Origin of the sequence: Brevundimonas sp. MYb52 (genome assembly GCF_002979535.1) — a bacterium.
Lineage (GTDB): Bacteria > Pseudomonadota > Alphaproteobacteria > Caulobacterales > Caulobacteraceae > Brevundimonas.
In genome coordinates, this window is record NZ_PCPB01000012.1 from 25,074 (window position 1) to 39,786 (window position 14,713).

Here is a 14,713-nt window from a genome sequence, read left to right on the forward strand (position 1 = left end):
GCCGGCGACCCGCCTCTATGCTTTGGGGTCTTCGTCCAGGTCGCCGACCGCATTGGCGACAAGATCGCGCCACGTCGGATCGGTGTCGTCCACCAGATCGACGTCGTCCATCAGGGCCACGGCCCCGCTGCCGTCGGGCAGGATCAGACCCAGGACTTCCATGGTCTCGCCGTCAGACCCGACGTGAGCTTCTGCTTGCACAATGACCGCCGCCTGTTCGCCATCGTCTTCCCACCAGATGACAGGTTGGGGCAGGTCCATATCGATGGTCGCGCCGTCCTCGGTGTCGCCAAGCGCGAATATTGCCTGGCGCGCCTGGACGTCTTCGAGCGTCGCCACTGAGCCGGTGAAGGGCTTCAGCCGCGCCCAATCGTCAACGTCGAAACCGCCGCCGTCTTCGTCGTGCTCTTCAAAGTCCTGGCTCATGCGCCGTTCCTGATTGTCTGGGGCGATAGCGCCTCGGCGAGCGTGTCGCTGAAGCGTCCTATCAGTCTTGCGGGATCACCGCGCGGATGACACGGGCCGAAGACGGGCGGCCGCCGATGCCGCGTTTGGGGTCGACCACGACGCGCAGGTCACCGTTGGAATAGCTGACCGAGGCGCGCGCCCCTTCGATCACAGTGATGCTGCGCAGGCGGTCCAGGAAGGGGCGGGCGCTGGGCGAACGGGCGATGCGGACCACGGCGTCAGTGGTGACGATCAGGGCCTCGATGCAAAGAGCTTCGGATTCCTGGCCGACGACGTTGATTCGAACCAATCGGCCTAGGGCGTCGCTGACGAGGCCGCTGCGACGGGTCATCAGGTTGAACATCTGCACCGGGCCGAGGCTGGTCGGCTCCAGGCTGACGGCTGCCCCTGTCAGAGAGACCGGCGAACCGCCGGGATTACGGGTGGTATAGACGGTTATGCCGCCGCTGGGGGTAACTCGCAGCACCTGCTCGCCTGCGTCGTTACGGTAGATGGTGTCGCCGCGGGGCGCCGACGACGGACGCAAGGCCCAGGTTTCGGTCGAGCGTTCGAACCGTAGCAGGGTCAGTGTGCCGGCGCGGTCCAGCATGAAGGTCTGGCCAGCTTCCGAAGAATAACGTCCAGGCGGGGGCAGGGTGCGAGTCACCGTTTGATCACGGATCACCCGGCTCTGTTCCGCCTGAACATTAGAACGCAGTTGGGCCGCAGCCGGCGTCGCCGCCAGGCAGGTAGTCAGCATCATCAGGGCGGCGAGGTCGAGGCGCACGCCCGCAACCGCTCTGGCGCGTTGCGCCGGAGCGGCGAAGCACGGCGGTTTCTCCGCCTCAACCTCGACCGTCGCCATCATGACAGCAGTGGTGGAACGCCCGAACGGCGGATTTTAGGCAAAGCGGGTTTAGCCAACCAGGTACTGTCCGCCGTTCAGCGACAGGGTGCAGCCTGTGACATATCCGGCACGCTCGCCCGAGAGCCAGGACACCATGTCAGCGATTTCCTCGCCTTTTCCGAGTCTTCCGACGGGGATCTGGGCGATAATGCTGTCCAGCACCTTCTGGTCCATGGCGCCGACCATTTCGGTGTCGATATAGCCCGGCGCGATGCAGTTGACCGTCACGCCCTTGCGGGCGTTTTCCAAGGCCAGGGCCTTGGTGAAGCCGATCATACCGGCCTTGGCGGCGGAATAGTTAGCTTGCCCGATCTGGCCCTTCTGACCATTGATCGAAGAGATGTTGACGATGCGGCCAAAGCCCCGGTCGCGCATGCCGTTGATCACCTGGCGCGTCATGTTGAAGACGCTGTCCATGTTGACGCGAATCACGTCCGACCACTGATCGTGGCTCATCTTGTGGAAGAAGCCGTCGCGGGTGATGCCGGCGTTGTTCACCAAGGTATCGATCGGACCAAGTTCGGCCTCGACCGCCTGAACCGCTCGGGCGCAGTCGTCGAAGGAGCCGACATTGCCCTTGATGACCATGACACCCAACTCGCGAGCGGTCGCCGCCGCCGCTTCGTCATTGCCTGAATAGCCGGCGGCGACGGCCATGCCGTCTTCGCGCAATCGTTGGACGATCGCCTTGCCGATGCCTCGCGTGCCACCCGTAACCAACGCCACTCGCGCCATGATGCGTTTCCCTGTCCCTGATCGACGCCGTCTTTGCGGACGTACGCCCTACCCTCTGAAACAAGCCATAGCTTGGCAAGCTTTACAGGAGAAGTCGTTGCCAGACGGCTTCTTTAATCTGCTCGATGTCGATGACGAGGCGATTACGAAGTTTGCTCTTTTGCGTCGTCGCGCTGCTATTTCAGCTTTTCGATCAGGGCTTGCGCCGCCGCAGGGTTGCGCACCTTGGCCCCGGAAATGAGGTAGGCGAAAACATCGCCGCGTTCGGCCCATCTGCGCGCCTGGACTGCTACGGCTTCCAGTTCATCCGACGTCATGCCTGTCGCTTCATCCTGGCGGCTGGACATCAGTCGGGCGTAGCTGAAATCGGCGGTGGGCTCGTCGATCTGCGGCCAGGTCGGCTCCTCGTCATCGACGGCATAGACGATAGCTGCGCAGTATTTGAGGGCGAGATCATAGAACTCAGGGCAGGCGAAGGTCGGGTTGCGGACCTCCAGGGCGTGACGCAGACGCACCCCATCCTTTTCCCTTGGCAACAGCTTGAGGAAGCCCTCGAAGTCCTCTGCGTCGAACTTCTTGGTCCCCATGAACTGCCAGTTGATCGGCCCGAGCTTGTCGCCCAGCAGGGTCAGACCTTGGGACAGGAAGCGGTCGAAGCTTTCTCCGCCCTCCGACAGCACCTTGCGGTTGGTGCAATAGCGACTGGCCTTGACCGCGAAGACGAAGTCTTCTGGCGTCTCGTCGCGCCACTTCATCCAGCTGTCCGTCTTGAAGGTCGAATAATAGGTGCCGTTGATTTCGATGCTGGTCAGCGCCCGGCTGGCGAACTCCAGCTCGCGCTTCTGGGTCAGGCCATCAGGATAGAAAACCCCGCGCCAGGGCTCAAAGGTCCAGCCGCCGACACCGACTCTGATCGCACCCGCCATGACGTCCTCCTGCTTTGGGTCTTGATCGCAGGAAATCCGGGATTCCGCTACGCCAAGACGTCTAGCGCGCCGACCAGGCGGCCAACCCGAGCTCCAGATCCGCGATCAGATCGGACGGATCTTCTAGGCCGATATGCAGGCGTAGCAACTGGCCGGGCAGAGCGGTCGCATGCCGGCGCCAGGCCAGTTGCGGGGTCTCGTGGGTGATCAGGCTTTCGAAGCCGCCCCAAGAATAGCCCATGCCGAACAGGTTAAGCGCGCTCATCAGGGCGTGGGCCGCCGTCTTGTCGCCGCCCTTCATGACAACGCCCATCAGCGCGGCGCCGCCGGAATAGTCGCGCTGCCACAGGTCATGGCCGACCGATCCGGGCAGGGGCGGGAACAGAACGCGCTCGACCTCTGGCCGGTCTTGCAGCCATTCGGCGACCTGAAGCGCGGACTTCAGCGCCTCATTGTAGCGCAGCGGCAGGGTGCGTAGGCCGCGTAGCGCCAGCCAGGCGTCGTCGGGCGAGACGTGCCAGCCCACGTCCTCAATCGTATCCGACACGGCACGGCTTACCTCGCAGTCCTGAACCGCGACGGCGCCCATCAACAGATCGGAATGGCCGGCGACGTACTTGGTCACGGCCTGGACGCTGACGTCGACGCCGTGCGCCAGGGGACGAAGAGCCAACCCGGCAGCCCAGGTGTTGTCCATCACCGTCAGCACGCCGCGCGTCCGGCAGGCGGCGGTCAGTGCCGGCACATCGACGATCTCGAACGTCAGGGACGAAGGCGATTCGATCAGCAGGACGCGGGTTCGCTCGCCGCACAGGGCCAAAATCTCGGCGGTTGAGGCGTCGGCTGGGTGGAAGCGCGTCGCAATCCCGCGCGCGGCCAGGTGGCGGGTCAGGAAGCGGCGGGTGGGGCCATAGACCGCGTCGCTGGTCACAACCTCGTCGCCGGGGCGCAGCAGGGCCAGCAGGGGGACAGTCACGGCAGCGAGGCCCGACGGCACCAGGAAGACGTCGCTCGCTCCCTCCAGGTCGGCCAGGGCAGCGCGCAGTTCACGCGCGGCGCTGGTGCCGTCCAGGCCATAGACTGGGCCGGGCGTCGGGTCCTGCATCGAGGCTGGGTCGTCGCTGAGCATGGTGGAGGCGCGCTCGACCGGCGGATTGACCGGCCGCCGCCCTTGGCCGCGTCGCGTGGCGGAGGCAATCAGGCGGGTGCGGTCGGAAAGGCGAGGCATGACGGCTCCGGCGGGTTGCGGTTCTGGCCCTAGAGGGCTCTAAAGAAGCCGGGGGCGCAAGCTGGCGAGGGTGAAGGAATGCGGGCTGCGAAGATCGTGACGGGAATATCCCTGGCGCTGCTGCTGGCGATGGCGGCCTGTGACCGGCAGGCCAAGAACGATCATGCTGAGACGACGCCGACCTCGCGCCCCACGACGACGACCATGCCGGCCGATGTGGCCAGTCCGACACTGGCGGCGATCAAGCAACGCGGCCATTTGAACTGCGGCGTCAATCAGGGACTGGTCGGTTTCGCCTTCACCGACAATCGCGGCGCCTGGCGCGGCTTCGACGTCGACTTCTGTCGGGCGACGGCGGCGGCGATCTTCGGCGATCCTGACGCGGTGCGATTCGTGCCGCTGACCGCCGAACTGAGGTTTGGGGCCCTGCGCGAGGGGCGTGTGGATGTGCTATGGCGCAACACGTCCTGGACCATGAGCCGCGACACCGGTGGCGAGCTGAGCTTTGCCGGGATCAACTATTACGATGGTCAGGGCTTCCTGGTGCGCCGCGCCCTGAACCTGAACAGCGCATCCGAACTGAACGGGGCCCGCATCTGCGTCCAGTCGGGCTCAACCACGGAACTGAACGTCGAGGACTATTTCCGCACGCGCGGGATCGAGTTCCGGCCCGTCATCGTCAAGACGGAAGAAGAGGCTCGTCAGGCCTATGCGCGCGAAGAATGCGACGCCTTCACTGCTGACATTTCCGCGCTGGCGGCGGCGCGGACGACCCTGCCCAATCCGCAGCAGCACGCCATTCTGCCGGACGTGATTTCCAAGGAGCCGCTGGGTCCAGTCGTGCAGCGCGGCGACGATCAGTGGACGGCGGTGATCCGCTGGACCCTGAACGCCCTGATTCTGGGTGAGGAACTGGGCGTGACCAAGGCCAATGTGGCGGCTCTCACCCGTGACAGCCAGGAGCCGCGCACCCGACGTCTGCTGGGCGAGGAGGGGGAGTTCGGCCCGTCTCTGGGCCTGCCCAGGACCTGGGCGCGGGACGCCATCGCGGCCGGCGGGAACTATGGCGAGATCTTTGAACGGAACCTTGGCCAACAATCGGCGCTGAATCTGGCCAGGGGACTGAACGCGCAATGGAGCGCGCGGCCCAGCGGCCTGATCTACGCCCTGCCGATCCGATAGGGCGTCGGTCGGTCGCCCGATCGGGGGACGCATGACCACAACGACCAGACAGAAGCTTCCGCTGCATGTCTTGATGCTGATCGGCTTTTTGGTCGGATTGCTGGGCGGCCTCGTCGTTAATCTGACAATTGGCGGTGATGCGCCCTGGGTTCAGTGGCTGACGTCCAACATCACGGGACCGGCAGGGCAGATATTCCTGCGGCTGTTGTTCATGCTGGTCCTGCCGCTGCTGTTTTCGGCGCTTGTGGTGGGCGTGGCCGAGATGGGCGACCTGAAGACTCTGGGCCGGGCCGGGACCAAGAGTCTGCTGTTCACCGTCTTCATCTCGGCCATCGCCGTCATCATCGGGTTGGTGATGGTCAATGTCTTCCGGCCCGGCGACGGCGTGGACCCAGCCCTGGCGCAACAATTGCTGGATCAGGGACGCAGCGGCGCGGCCTCCATTGTCGGCAGCGCGCCGGATTCGGTGCGGGCGGGGGACTTCTTCCTGGATCTGGTGCCGTCCAACGTCTTCACGGCCGCGGCGCAGAACGAGATCCTTCCGGTTATGGTCTTTGCCCTGATGTTCGGGATCGGCTTGGTGCTGGCTAGAGGGCCGGCGACGGAAAGCCTGCAGAAGACCATTGAAGGCGTGTTCGAGGTGATGATGAAACTCATCAACCTGGTCATTCGCCTGGCCCCCATCGCCATCGCGTGCCTGATGTTCAACCTGGCGGCCCTGTTTGGCTGGGATCTGCTGGTGCGATTGGCGGCCTTTGTCGCCGTCGCGGTGGGGGCGATGGCGATCCATATGTTCGTCGTCTATCCGATCTGCATTGCCACCCTGGGCGGGATGTCGCCGCTGAAGTTCTTTCGCGACATCCGCGAGGCCATGGTTGTGTCCTTCTCGACCGCCTCGTCCAACGCCAGCCTGCCGGTGTCGCTGCGCGTGGCCGAGCAGAACCTGGGCCTTCCGCGCAAGATCGCCCGCTTTGTCCTGACGGTCGGGGCCACAGCCAATCAGAATGGCACGGCCCTGTTCGAGGGGGTCACGGTGCTGTTCCTGGCGCAGTTTTTCGGCGTGGATCTGAGCTTGGGCCAGCAGTTCATCGTCATGCTGGTCTGTATTCTGGGCGGGGTCGGCACGGCGGGGGTGCCGGCGGGCAGTCTGCCGGTCATCGCCATGATCCTGGCCATGGTGGGCGTGCCGCCAGAAGGCATCGGCCTGATCCTGGGCGTGGACCGCTTTCTGGATATGTGCCGGACCACGCTGAACGTGACCGGCGATCTGGTCGTCGCCACAGTGGTGTCGCGCGGCGAGGAGGATAAGGACGCGACGGTTCCGGCAGCGGCCTGACAGTCAGCCGACCTCGACGGGGACGTCTTCGCGCGCGCCCCATTCGGTCCATGACCCGTCATAGAGCCGAGACGGCTGGCCCAGCTCGGCCAGGCCCAGGCTGAGGATGGCGGCGGTGACGCCTGACCCGCAGCTGGTGATGATGGGGCGATCCAGATCGACGCCCGCGGCGGCGAAGGCGGCTTCCAGCGCTGAACCGCGTTTCAGCGTCTGGTCGGCGTTCAGCAGTTGGCTAAAGGGCAGGTTCAGCGCGCCAGGCATATGGCCGGACCGGACGCCCGCGCGGGGTTCGGCGGCCGCGCCGCGAAAACGCGGCGCGCCACGGGCATCCACCACCTGAACCTCGCCAACCAGGGCCAGCCGGACCTGCCCAAGATCAACGACGCGGTCCGCGTCGAACGTCGGCTTGAAGCTTGAGATCTGTCTGGGCGTGACCGGCCCGTGCTCCAACGGACGTGCCTCAGCGCGCCATTTCGGCAAGCCGCCATCCAGAACCCGAACACGGCGCGCGCCCATGACCTGCAGCGTCCACCAGACCCGCGCTGCCGAGAACAGACCCTGGGCGTCATAGACCACGATGTCGTCCGTCTCAGCCACGCCCATCCGCCCCATGGTCTCGGCGAAGGCTTCGGGCGACGGCAACATATGGGGATAGGGACTGGCGTGGTCGGACACGGCGTCAAGATCGAAGAAGACCGCGCCCGGCAACCGTTCGGCCTCAAAGTCCGCGCGGGCGTCGCGCCCGTCCAGCCACCAACTGGCGTCGATGATTCGCAGGTCATCAGCACCGATGCCGTCGGCCAGGGCTTGCGTCGAGATCAGGGGGCTGTGGGGCGGGCTCATGGGTTCAGATTACCATGATCGCGTGGTTGGTGGTCAGAGCCTGAGTCGCCGGGTAAGTTGCGAAAACGCATCCGCGACGCCACCTGTCCGACTTGAAGTCGCGGCATAGGTCCGCGAAACGCCGTTTAAACCAGTCGAAAGCGCCGCCGTGACCTCTCCGAACGCCGTCATCACCCTGTCCGAAGGCCTCAAGAAACCCGTCGTCATCGGCGGCGGTCGTCGCATCGTCTTCATCGCCGGCCCCTGCCAGATGGAAAGCCGCCAGCACGCGCTGGAGACGGCGCATCGCCTGAAGGAGATCGGCGACCGCCTGGACGTCGGCATCATCTACAAGACCAGCTTCGACAAGGCGAACCGCACCAGCGCCAACGCCGCGCGCGGCATCGGTCTGAAGGACGCGATGCCGATCTTCGCCGAAATCCGTGAAGTCACCGGCCTGCCGACCCTGACCGACGTCCATTCCGAGGCCCAGTGCGGGCCTGTAGGCGAGGTCGTGGATGTGCTGCAAATTCCGGCCTTCCTGTCGCGTCAGACCGACCTGTTGCTGGCCGCCGCCGCTACGGGCAAGGCGATCAACATCAAGAAGGGTCAGTTCCTGGCCCCCTGGGACATGAAGAACGTCATCGCCAAGGTGGTCGGCGCGGGCAACCCCAACGTCATGGCCTGCGAGCGCGGCGCCAGCTTCGGCTACAACACCCTGGTCAGCGATATGCGATCGCTGCCGATCATGCGTGAGATCGGCTGCCCCATCGTCTTCGACGCCACCCACAGCGTGCAGCAACCGGGCGGGCAGGGCACGTCCTCGGGCGGTCAGCGCGAGTTCGTGCCGGTCCTGGCGCGCGCCGCTGTGGCCGTGGGCGTGGACGCCGTCTTCCTGGAAACCCACGAAGACCCTGACAACGCGCCGTCGGACGGCCCCAACATGGTGCCGCTGGACCAGTTCGAGGCCCTGGCCGCCGAACTCATCGCCTTCGACGACCTGGCCATCAAGGTCGGCGCAAAGGCGCCGATGGCGAACCTGGCCTGAATCCGGTAGTTCGGCGTCATGGCTGAACGATCGCTTGATTTGGGTGCGCTGCAGGGACTGCTGGAGCGCGTGCGTGACTTGAAGGTCGCCTGTGTGGGCGACCTGATGCTGGACCGCTATGTCTATGGTGAGGTCAGCCGCATCTCGCCCGAGGCGCCGATCCCCGTCCTGCGCGCGCGCCGCACCGTGGCCATGCCCGGCGGCGTGGGCAATGTGGCGCGCAATGTCGCGGCCCTGGGCGGTCAGGCTCGTCTGGGCGCTGTCGCCGGTCAGGATGCCGCGGGCGCTGAACTGAGCAATCTGATCGCCGCCGAGGACCGGGTCGAGGACGCCCTGATCCGACCCGAGGGTGCGGCCACCATCGTCAAGACGCGCTTCGTCGCCGCCGGCCAGCAGTTGCTGCGTCTGGACGACGAGGCCGCGTCCCATTCCGGCTATGCTGACAAGGCGGTGTTCCAGGGCACGGGCGCCATCCTGCTGTCTGACTACGCCAAGGGCGTGGTGGACGACGGCGCCATTCAGGCGGCGTTGTGGGCCGGGGCCGAGTATGGGGCTCCGGTCATCGTCGATCCCAAAGGCCGCGATTTCGCCCGCTATGGCGCTGTGGACGTCATCAAGCCGAACGCCAGCGAACTGGCGGGCGCCACTGGTCTGCCGACCGAAACCGACGAACAGGTCGAGGCGGCCTTGGCCGCCCTGCTGGCCGCCACCACGACCAAGGCCGTCATCGTCACCCGCGCGGGCAAGGGCATGACCCTGGCCTGCCGAGGCGGCGGCGTCACTCACTTCCCGGGTCGGGCGCGCGAGGTGTTTGACGTTTCGGGCGCGGGCGACACCTGTCTGGCGGCGCTGGGTCTGGCGCTGGGCGCGGGCGCGACGCTGGAACAGGCAGTGCAGTTCGCCATCCTCGCTTCGGGGGTGGTGGTGGGCAAGAGCGGCACCGCCGTCGTCACCCCCGCCGAACTGATCGAGGCCGAGATGAGCCAGCACGCGGCCCTGGCTCAGTCCAAGGTCACGCCGCTGGACGAGCTGTCGGATCAGGTCGAGGCGTGGAAGCGCCAGGGCCTGAAGGTCGGCTTCACCAACGGCTGTTTCGACATCCTGCATCGCGGCCACGTCGCCTATCTGGCTCAGGCGCGCAGCTGGTGCGACCGTCTGGTGGTGGCGCTCAACACCGACGCATCGGTGCGCCGTCTGAAGGGCGAGGGGCGGCCGGTGAATGATCTGGACAGCCGCGCCGTCGTCATCGGCGGTCTGGCCAGCGTGGATCGGGTGACGGCCTTTGACGATCCGACGCCGATGGCCCTGATCGAGCGGCTGAAGCCCGACGTCCTGATCAAGGGCGCGGACTACACCAAGGACAAGGTGGTTGGCGCGACCGAGGTCGAGAGCTGGGGCGGCGTGGTGCGTCTGGCCGATTTCGCCGACGGCTATTCCACCACCAAGACGATTGAGAAGATGACTGGAGACAAGGCATGACGCCCAGAATGATCGTCGTCACGGGCGGCGCGGGCTTCATCGGCTCCAACATCGTGGCGCGGCTGTGCGCGACCAACGCCTGGGACGTGGTCGTCTGCGACCGGCTGGAGACGGCCGACCTCGCCAAGTGGAAGAACATAGCCAAGCATCCGATCGCTGACCTGTGGGCGCCGGAAGAGCTGTTCGAGCAACTGGAACGCCACGCCGAGCGGATCGAGGCCGTGGTGCATATGGGCGCCATTTCCTCGACGACCGAGCCGGACGCCGACCTGATCCTGCGGACCAATTTCAGCCTGTCGCGCGACATCTGGGACTGGTGCGCCATCCGCAATGTGCGGATGATCTACGCCTCGTCAGCGGCCACCTATGGCGACGGCGAGACCGGGTTCGAGGATCGCGATGATCCTGAGAGCCTGAACGCGCTTCGTCCGCTAAATGCCTATGGCTATTCAAAATATCTGTTCGATCAGTATGCCGTGCGCCAAGCCGATCGCGGTCAGGCGCCGCGTCAGTGGGCCGGGCTGAAATTCTTCAACGTCTATGGCCCGAACGAAGGTCACAAGGGCGGGATGAAGTCGGTCGTGGCGCAGATATGGCCCAAGGTTCAGGCGGGGGAGACGGTCAGCCTGTTCCGCTCCCACAACCCCAACTATCCCGACGGCGGACAGTTGCGCGACTTCGTCTATGTCGACGATGTGGTGAACATCATCGATTGGCTGCTGCAGACGCTGGACGTGTCGGGCGTATTCAACGCCGGGTCGGGTCAGGCGCGATCCTTTGCCGACCTGGCGCGTGCGACCTTCGCGGCAGCGGGCAAGGAGGCTTCGATCGCCTATATCGACATGCCCGAAGCGATCCGAGATCGGTATCAGTATTTCACGGAGGCCAGCATGGATCGCATCCGTGCGGTCGGCTTCAACGGCCAGTCGACCCCGCTGGAAGAAGGCGTGCGTCGCTACGTCCAGGACTTCTTGGCTCAGTCGGACCCCTATCGATGAGGATGCCGAGCCTGACCTTGCGCCAGTGGGTCGGCTATGCGGGCTTTGCGATTGTTTTCATCCTGGTGGCGGCCGTCGCCGTCTGGCGCGGTGACATCCTGAAGGCGGGGCTGGACCCTCAGGTGCCGTTTCAGACCTATGACCCGCCTCCGGCGCCGAACTATGCAGGCTCCAGCGCCTGGGCCCTGCAGGACGCCCGTGCGCCCGGCGCGGACACGGCCGCGATCTTCTTTGTTCATTCCACGACCTATGATGGCGGAAAGGGCTGGAACGGCGCTATCGGCGACAAGAAGGCGGACGCCTATCTGACACGGGTGGTGATCCCCAACTACGCGGGGCCATTCGCCCGTGCGGGGGCCATCAGCGCCCCGCGTTATCGTCAGGCCAGTCTCTATACGCGCCTGACTCTGCGCGAAGACGCGCGGGAGGCTCGTGCCTTCGCTTATGGCGATATCGAACAAGCTTTTGCCCAGTGGCTTTCCGCCCACCCCGACGGGCCGATCATTCTGGCTGGCGTGGAGCAGGGAGCCGATCTGGTCGCGCGCCTCGTTCATGAGCGCGTCGCGAACGACGTTGCTCTGCGCCAGCGTCTGGTCGCCGTCTATCTGATCGACGCCACGGTGAGTCTAGAACGGACGGCGACGATTCCCGCCTGTCATACCCGCACCCAGACTGACTGCCTCGTCGGTTGGTCTCAGGTAGGCGAGGGCGATGAGGGCGCGGCGCGGCGGCGGTTGAGGCGCGCGCTGGTCTGGAACGATCGTGGTCAGTTGGTCGAACTGGCCGATCGTCCGGCCCTGTGCGTCAATCCTGTGTCCGGCAGCGATGACGGCGCTGTGGTTCCGGCGCGACGCCATCTGGGCGCCGCTAACGCCACGGGGCTGGAATGGGGTGTTCGTCCGGCCTTTATAGACCGGCAAATCGCCACGCAATGTCGGGACGGCTTGCTGCGCCATACCGTGCTCAAGTCGGAATCTTTCCGCGAATTTCGAGGCTGGGCCGACCGGCGCAAGGCGCGTCCCTATAATCTCTTTTACGCTGACACCGAGGCCGACGCTCACGCGCGGCTGACGGCTTGGAAAGCGCAACAGGCACCGGGCGTCTAGTCGGCGCCGGCCCGGTCAGCGCGCCAATCAAACAAGGCTTCCAGCACCCGCACGGCCGCGCCGCGCGGACTGGTCAGCTCGGGATCGCGACCCAGGATGAGGCGGGCGTCGTCGGAGGCCGCCAGCATCAGCGAGCGATGCTTGATCGGATCAGCGAAGCGATAGGCGGGAAAGCCGCTCTGCTTCAGGCCCAGAGGATCGCCGCCGCCACGCAGGCGGAAGTCTTCCTCGGCAATTTCGAAGCCATCTTCGGTGCGGCGCAGGGTCTCCAGACGTTCGCGCGCCGTCTCGCCCAATGCGCCGTCCTGACCGCCGTACAGCAGGATGCAGGAGCTGGACTTGGCCCCGCGCCCCACTCGCCCCCGAAGTTGGTGCAACTGAGCTAGGCCGAAGCGGTCGGCGTGCTCGATGACCATGATGGAGGCGTTGGGCACATCCACCCCGACCTCGACGACCGTGGTGGCGACCAGCAGAGGGATGCGCCCTTCTGCGAACTCGGCCATGACGGCTTCGCGCCCGGCGCCCGGCATCTGGCCGTGGGCCAGGCCGACCTCGACCTGCAGGATGCGACGCAGGTCGTTGGCGCGTTCCTCGGCGGCGGCCAGGTCGATGGCTTCGGACTCGGCGACCAGAGGGCAGATCCAGTAGGCCTGCGCGCCGCTGTCGATGGCCGCCTTCAGCCGCTTGGCCACCTCGCCGATGCGGACCAGGGGCAGGACGGCGGTGGCGACCGGGGTGCGGCCCGGCGGCTTTTCCATCAGGCGGCTGACTTCCAGTTCACCGTACTGGGTCAGTTCCAGCGTGCGCGGGATGGGTGTGGCCGACATAGTCAGCAGGTGGACCCCGCCGATGGCCGGATCGCCCTTGGCCTGAAGCCGCTGGCGTTCGTTGACGCCGAAGCGGTGCTGTTCGTCGATGACGGCCAGGGCCAGTCGTTTGAACTGAACCGCATCCTGGAACAGGGCATGGGTGCCGATGGCGACTTGGGCCTCGCCGGACGCCAGGGCGGCCAGCCGCTGACGGCGCTCGGCTTGAGTGTCCCGGCCGGTCAGAAGGATGGTCGAGACGCCGGCTTCCTCCAGCATGGGAGCCAGCCGCTGATAGTGCTGGCGCGCTAGGATCTCAGTCGGGGCCATCAGGGCGGACTGGAAGCCGCTGGAGGCCGCATCGGCCAGGGCCAAAGCCGCCACGGCGGTCTTGCCCGATCCCACATCGCCTTGCAGCAGCCGGCCCATCTGCTCGCCCGAGGCCAGGTCGGCGCGGATTTCCTCGATGGCGCGGGCCTGGGCGCCGGTCAGGGTAAAGGGCAGGGCGGCCAGCATCCGGCGCGAGGCCTCCCCCGGTGTGGTGCGGGCCGCGGGCGTGACCTGGCGCGCGCGACGACGGCGAGCCAGGGCCAACTGGTGGGCGAACAGTTCGTCATAGGCCAGGCGCTGACGCGCCGGGGCCTCCGGCGTCAGGTCCAACTCGGAGGTGGGCGCGTGCAGGGTTTCCAGCGCCGCGCGCCAGCCGGGCCAGCGGTGGGCCGACAGCCAGGCGGCGTCCTGCCATTCGGCCAGTTCCGGCGCCGTCGCCAGTGCGCCCTGGGCCAGCTTCCTGACCACGCGCGAGGTCAGGCCCTGGGTCGCTGGATAGACGGGTTCGGACAGGGGAATCTCGTCCGCCTTGTCCAGCGGCAGGATGTAGTCGGGATGCGCGATCTGCACCTCGTTGTTGAAGCGCTCGACCTTGCCGGTGACCAGCCGCCGCTCGCCGCGAGGGGCCAGGCTCTCGATATGGCGCGGCGAACCGGCGAACCAGATCAGGTGGACGAAGCCGGTGTCGTCCGAAGTCCGCATCTTCAGCGGCGCGCCGATCTTGTGCGGCGGGATCAACCGGTCAATCAGGACATCGAAGATGCCGATCTCGCCCTCGACCGCGGCGGCGGCGGTCGTGCGACGGCGCTGGATGATGCCGGACGGCGACAGGAACAGCACGTCGCGCACCAGCGGACCCGCCAGCTTGTGCACCAGGGGCGCGCTTCGAGGCCCCACGCCCTTCAGGGTGGAGACGTCCGCAAACAGGGGAAAAAGAATCTCGGGCCGCATTAGCCTCAGCATAGCTGGCGAAAACGGAACGGGAACGCTATCTGATCCAACTCTTCACATGAACGGACCGGGCAAGGAACCGCGTGGCCGAAATTGACGCACGTCCAGAGGACAACCAGAAGCACCAACGCCTGGGCCGGATCTCCTATCGCGCCTGGCGACGCGGCTTCCGCGAAGCCGATATGGTGTTGGGTCCCTTCACCGATCAGATTGGTCCGACGCTGAGCGACGAGGAACTGGATCAGCTGGAGCACCTCCTGAACGAGGAGGACCAGTATCTCTATGCCTGGATCATAGAGAAGGAGCCGACCCCGCCGGAGTTCGACGGGCCGATGCTGGCGCGCATCCGGGCCTTCATGCGTGAACACGTCGCGGCGGAAGTGGCCAAGGGTATCGGTTGATGGTTGAGGCG

14 protein-coding genes are annotated in these 14,713 nt (G+C 65.9%); 7 read left to right on the forward strand and 7 right to left on the reverse strand.

Annotated features, from left to right (window positions below; all coding sequences use genetic code 11):
* Nucleotides 1-15 precede the first annotated feature (15 nt).
* From CQ039_RS12655 to metC, 5 genes are all read right to left on the reverse strand, one after another.
* Nucleotides 16-426 (reverse strand): hypothetical protein, encoded by a 411-nt coding sequence (locus tag CQ039_RS12655; protein ID WP_105563551.1) that lies wholly within the window; start codon nucleotides 424-426, stop codon nucleotides 16-18.
* 61 nt (nucleotides 427-487) lie between these two features.
* Complete coding sequence (locus CQ039_RS12660) at nucleotides 488-1,312, reverse strand: DUF4908 domain-containing protein (protein WP_233194636.1); 825 nt, start codon at nucleotides 1,310-1,312, stop codon at nucleotides 488-490.
* 51 nt (nucleotides 1,313-1,363) lie between these two features.
* Nucleotides 1,364-2,089 carry an acetoacetyl-CoA reductase gene (phbB, locus tag CQ039_RS12665; RefSeq protein ID WP_105563549.1) on the reverse strand — a complete coding sequence of 242 codons (726 nt, stop codon included), beginning with the start codon at nucleotides 2,087-2,089 and terminating at the stop codon, nucleotides 1,364-1,366.
* A gap of 176 nt (nucleotides 2,090-2,265) precedes the next feature.
* Complete coding sequence (locus tag CQ039_RS12670) at nucleotides 2,266-3,015, reverse strand: DUF72 domain-containing protein (protein WP_105563548.1); 750 nt, start codon at nucleotides 3,013-3,015, stop codon at nucleotides 2,266-2,268.
* Between the two features lie 61 nt (nucleotides 3,016-3,076).
* Nucleotides 3,077-4,243, reverse strand: coding sequence for a cystathionine beta-lyase (metC, locus tag CQ039_RS12675; protein WP_105563547.1), 1,167 nt, complete (start codon nucleotides 4,241-4,243; stop codon nucleotides 3,077-3,079).
* A gap of 78 nt (nucleotides 4,244-4,321) precedes the next feature.
* On the opposite strand from metC, the gene CQ039_RS12680 reads away from it, so the two are divergent.
* Nucleotides 4,322-5,425 (forward strand): amino acid ABC transporter substrate-binding protein, encoded by a 1,104-nt coding sequence (locus tag CQ039_RS12680; protein ID WP_199183646.1) that lies wholly within the window; start codon nucleotides 4,322-4,324, stop codon nucleotides 5,423-5,425.
* 31 nt (nucleotides 5,426-5,456) lie between these two features.
* Nucleotides 5,457-6,761, forward strand: coding sequence for a dicarboxylate/amino acid:cation symporter (locus tag CQ039_RS12685; protein WP_105563546.1), 1,305 nt, complete (start codon nucleotides 5,457-5,459; stop codon nucleotides 6,759-6,761).
* 3 nt (nucleotides 6,762-6,764) lie between these two features.
* On the opposite strand, the gene sseA is transcribed toward CQ039_RS12685, so the two are convergent.
* Nucleotides 6,765-7,604, reverse strand: a complete 840-nt coding sequence (gene sseA / locus CQ039_RS12690; RefSeq protein WP_105563545.1) for a 3-mercaptopyruvate sulfurtransferase — start codon at nucleotides 7,602-7,604, stop codon at nucleotides 6,765-6,767.
* 148 nt (nucleotides 7,605-7,752) lie between these two features.
* Here sseA and kdsA point away from each other — a divergent pair, with 148 nt between their 5' ends.
* The 4 genes from kdsA to CQ039_RS12710 are packed head-to-tail and all read left to right on the forward strand — an operon-like array spanning nucleotide 7,753 to nucleotide 12,214.
* The gene (kdsA, locus tag CQ039_RS12695) at nucleotides 7,753-8,631 is read left to right on the forward strand and encodes a 3-deoxy-8-phosphooctulonate synthase (protein ID WP_199183647.1); all 879 of its coding nucleotides are present in this window, start codon (nucleotides 7,753-7,755) and stop codon (nucleotides 8,629-8,631) included.
* 18 nt (nucleotides 8,632-8,649) lie between these two features.
* The gene (rfaE2, locus tag CQ039_RS12700) at nucleotides 8,650-10,110 is read left to right on the forward strand and encodes a D-glycero-beta-D-manno-heptose 1-phosphate adenylyltransferase (protein ID WP_105563544.1); all 1,461 of its coding nucleotides are present in this window, start codon (nucleotides 8,650-8,652) and stop codon (nucleotides 10,108-10,110) included.
* Entirely contained in the window at nucleotides 10,107-11,108 is a 1,002-nt protein-coding gene (gene rfaD / locus CQ039_RS12705) for an ADP-glyceromanno-heptose 6-epimerase (RefSeq protein WP_233190224.1), read from the forward strand. Before rfaE2 ends, rfaD begins: the two co-directional genes overlap by 4 nt.
* A 2-nt stretch (nucleotides 11,109-11,110) precedes the next feature.
* Nucleotides 11,111-12,214: a DUF3089 domain-containing protein gene (locus CQ039_RS12710; RefSeq protein ID WP_105563542.1), complete on the forward strand. Its 1,104-nt coding sequence runs from the start codon at nucleotides 11,111-11,113 to the stop codon at nucleotides 12,212-12,214.
* Here CQ039_RS12710 and recG read toward each other — a convergent pair.
* The gene (gene recG, locus CQ039_RS12715) at nucleotides 12,211-14,301 is read right to left on the reverse strand and encodes an ATP-dependent DNA helicase RecG (protein WP_105563541.1); all 2,091 of its coding nucleotides are present in this window, start codon (nucleotides 14,299-14,301) and stop codon (nucleotides 12,211-12,213) included. The genes CQ039_RS12710 and recG overlap by 4 nt on opposite strands.
* 83 nt (nucleotides 14,302-14,384) lie before the next feature.
* On the opposite strand from recG, the gene CQ039_RS12720 reads away from it, so the two are divergent.
* Nucleotides 14,385-14,702 (forward strand): succinate dehydrogenase assembly factor 2, encoded by a 318-nt coding sequence (locus CQ039_RS12720; RefSeq protein WP_105563540.1) that lies wholly within the window; start codon nucleotides 14,385-14,387, stop codon nucleotides 14,700-14,702.
* The last annotated feature ends 11 nt before the right edge of the window (nucleotides 14,703-14,713 follow it).

Bases quoted from the DNA above. Each gene is read 5' to 3' on its own strand.
- CQ039_RS12655 (WP_105563551.1), bottom strand. From the start codon at position 426: ATGAGCCAGGACTTTGAAGAGCACGACGAAGACGGCGGCGGTTTCGAC.
- CQ039_RS12660 (WP_233194636.1), bottom strand. From the start codon at position 1,312: ATGGCGACGGTCGAGGTTGAGGCGGAGAAACCGCCGTGCTTCGCCGCT.
- phbB (WP_105563549.1), bottom strand. From the start codon at position 2,089: ATGGCGCGAGTGGCGTTGGTTACGGGTGGCACGCGAGGCATCGGCAAG.
- CQ039_RS12670 (WP_105563548.1), bottom strand. From the start codon at position 3,015: ATGGCGGGTGCGATCAGAGTCGGTGTCGGCGGCTGGACCTTTGAGCCC.
- metC (WP_105563547.1), bottom strand. From the start codon at position 4,243: ATGCCTCGCCTTTCCGACCGCACCCGCCTGATTGCCTCCGCCACGCGA.
- CQ039_RS12680 (WP_199183646.1), top strand. From the start codon at position 4,322: ATGCGGGCTGCGAAGATCGTGACGGGAATATCCCTGGCGCTGCTGCTG.
- CQ039_RS12685 (WP_105563546.1), top strand. From the start codon at position 5,457: ATGACCACAACGACCAGACAGAAGCTTCCGCTGCATGTCTTGATGCTG.
- sseA (WP_105563545.1), bottom strand. From the start codon at position 7,604: ATGAGCCCGCCCCACAGCCCCCTGATCTCGACGCAAGCCCTGGCCGAC.
- rfaE2 (WP_105563544.1), top strand. From the start codon at position 8,650: ATGGCTGAACGATCGCTTGATTTGGGTGCGCTGCAGGGACTGCTGGAG.
- rfaD (WP_233190224.1), top strand. From the start codon at position 10,107: ATGACGCCCAGAATGATCGTCGTCACGGGCGGCGCGGGCTTCATCGGC.
- CQ039_RS12710 (WP_105563542.1), top strand. From the start codon at position 11,111: ATGCCGAGCCTGACCTTGCGCCAGTGGGTCGGCTATGCGGGCTTTGCG.
- recG (WP_105563541.1), bottom strand. From the start codon at position 14,301: ATGCGGCCCGAGATTCTTTTTCCCCTGTTTGCGGACGTCTCCACCCTG.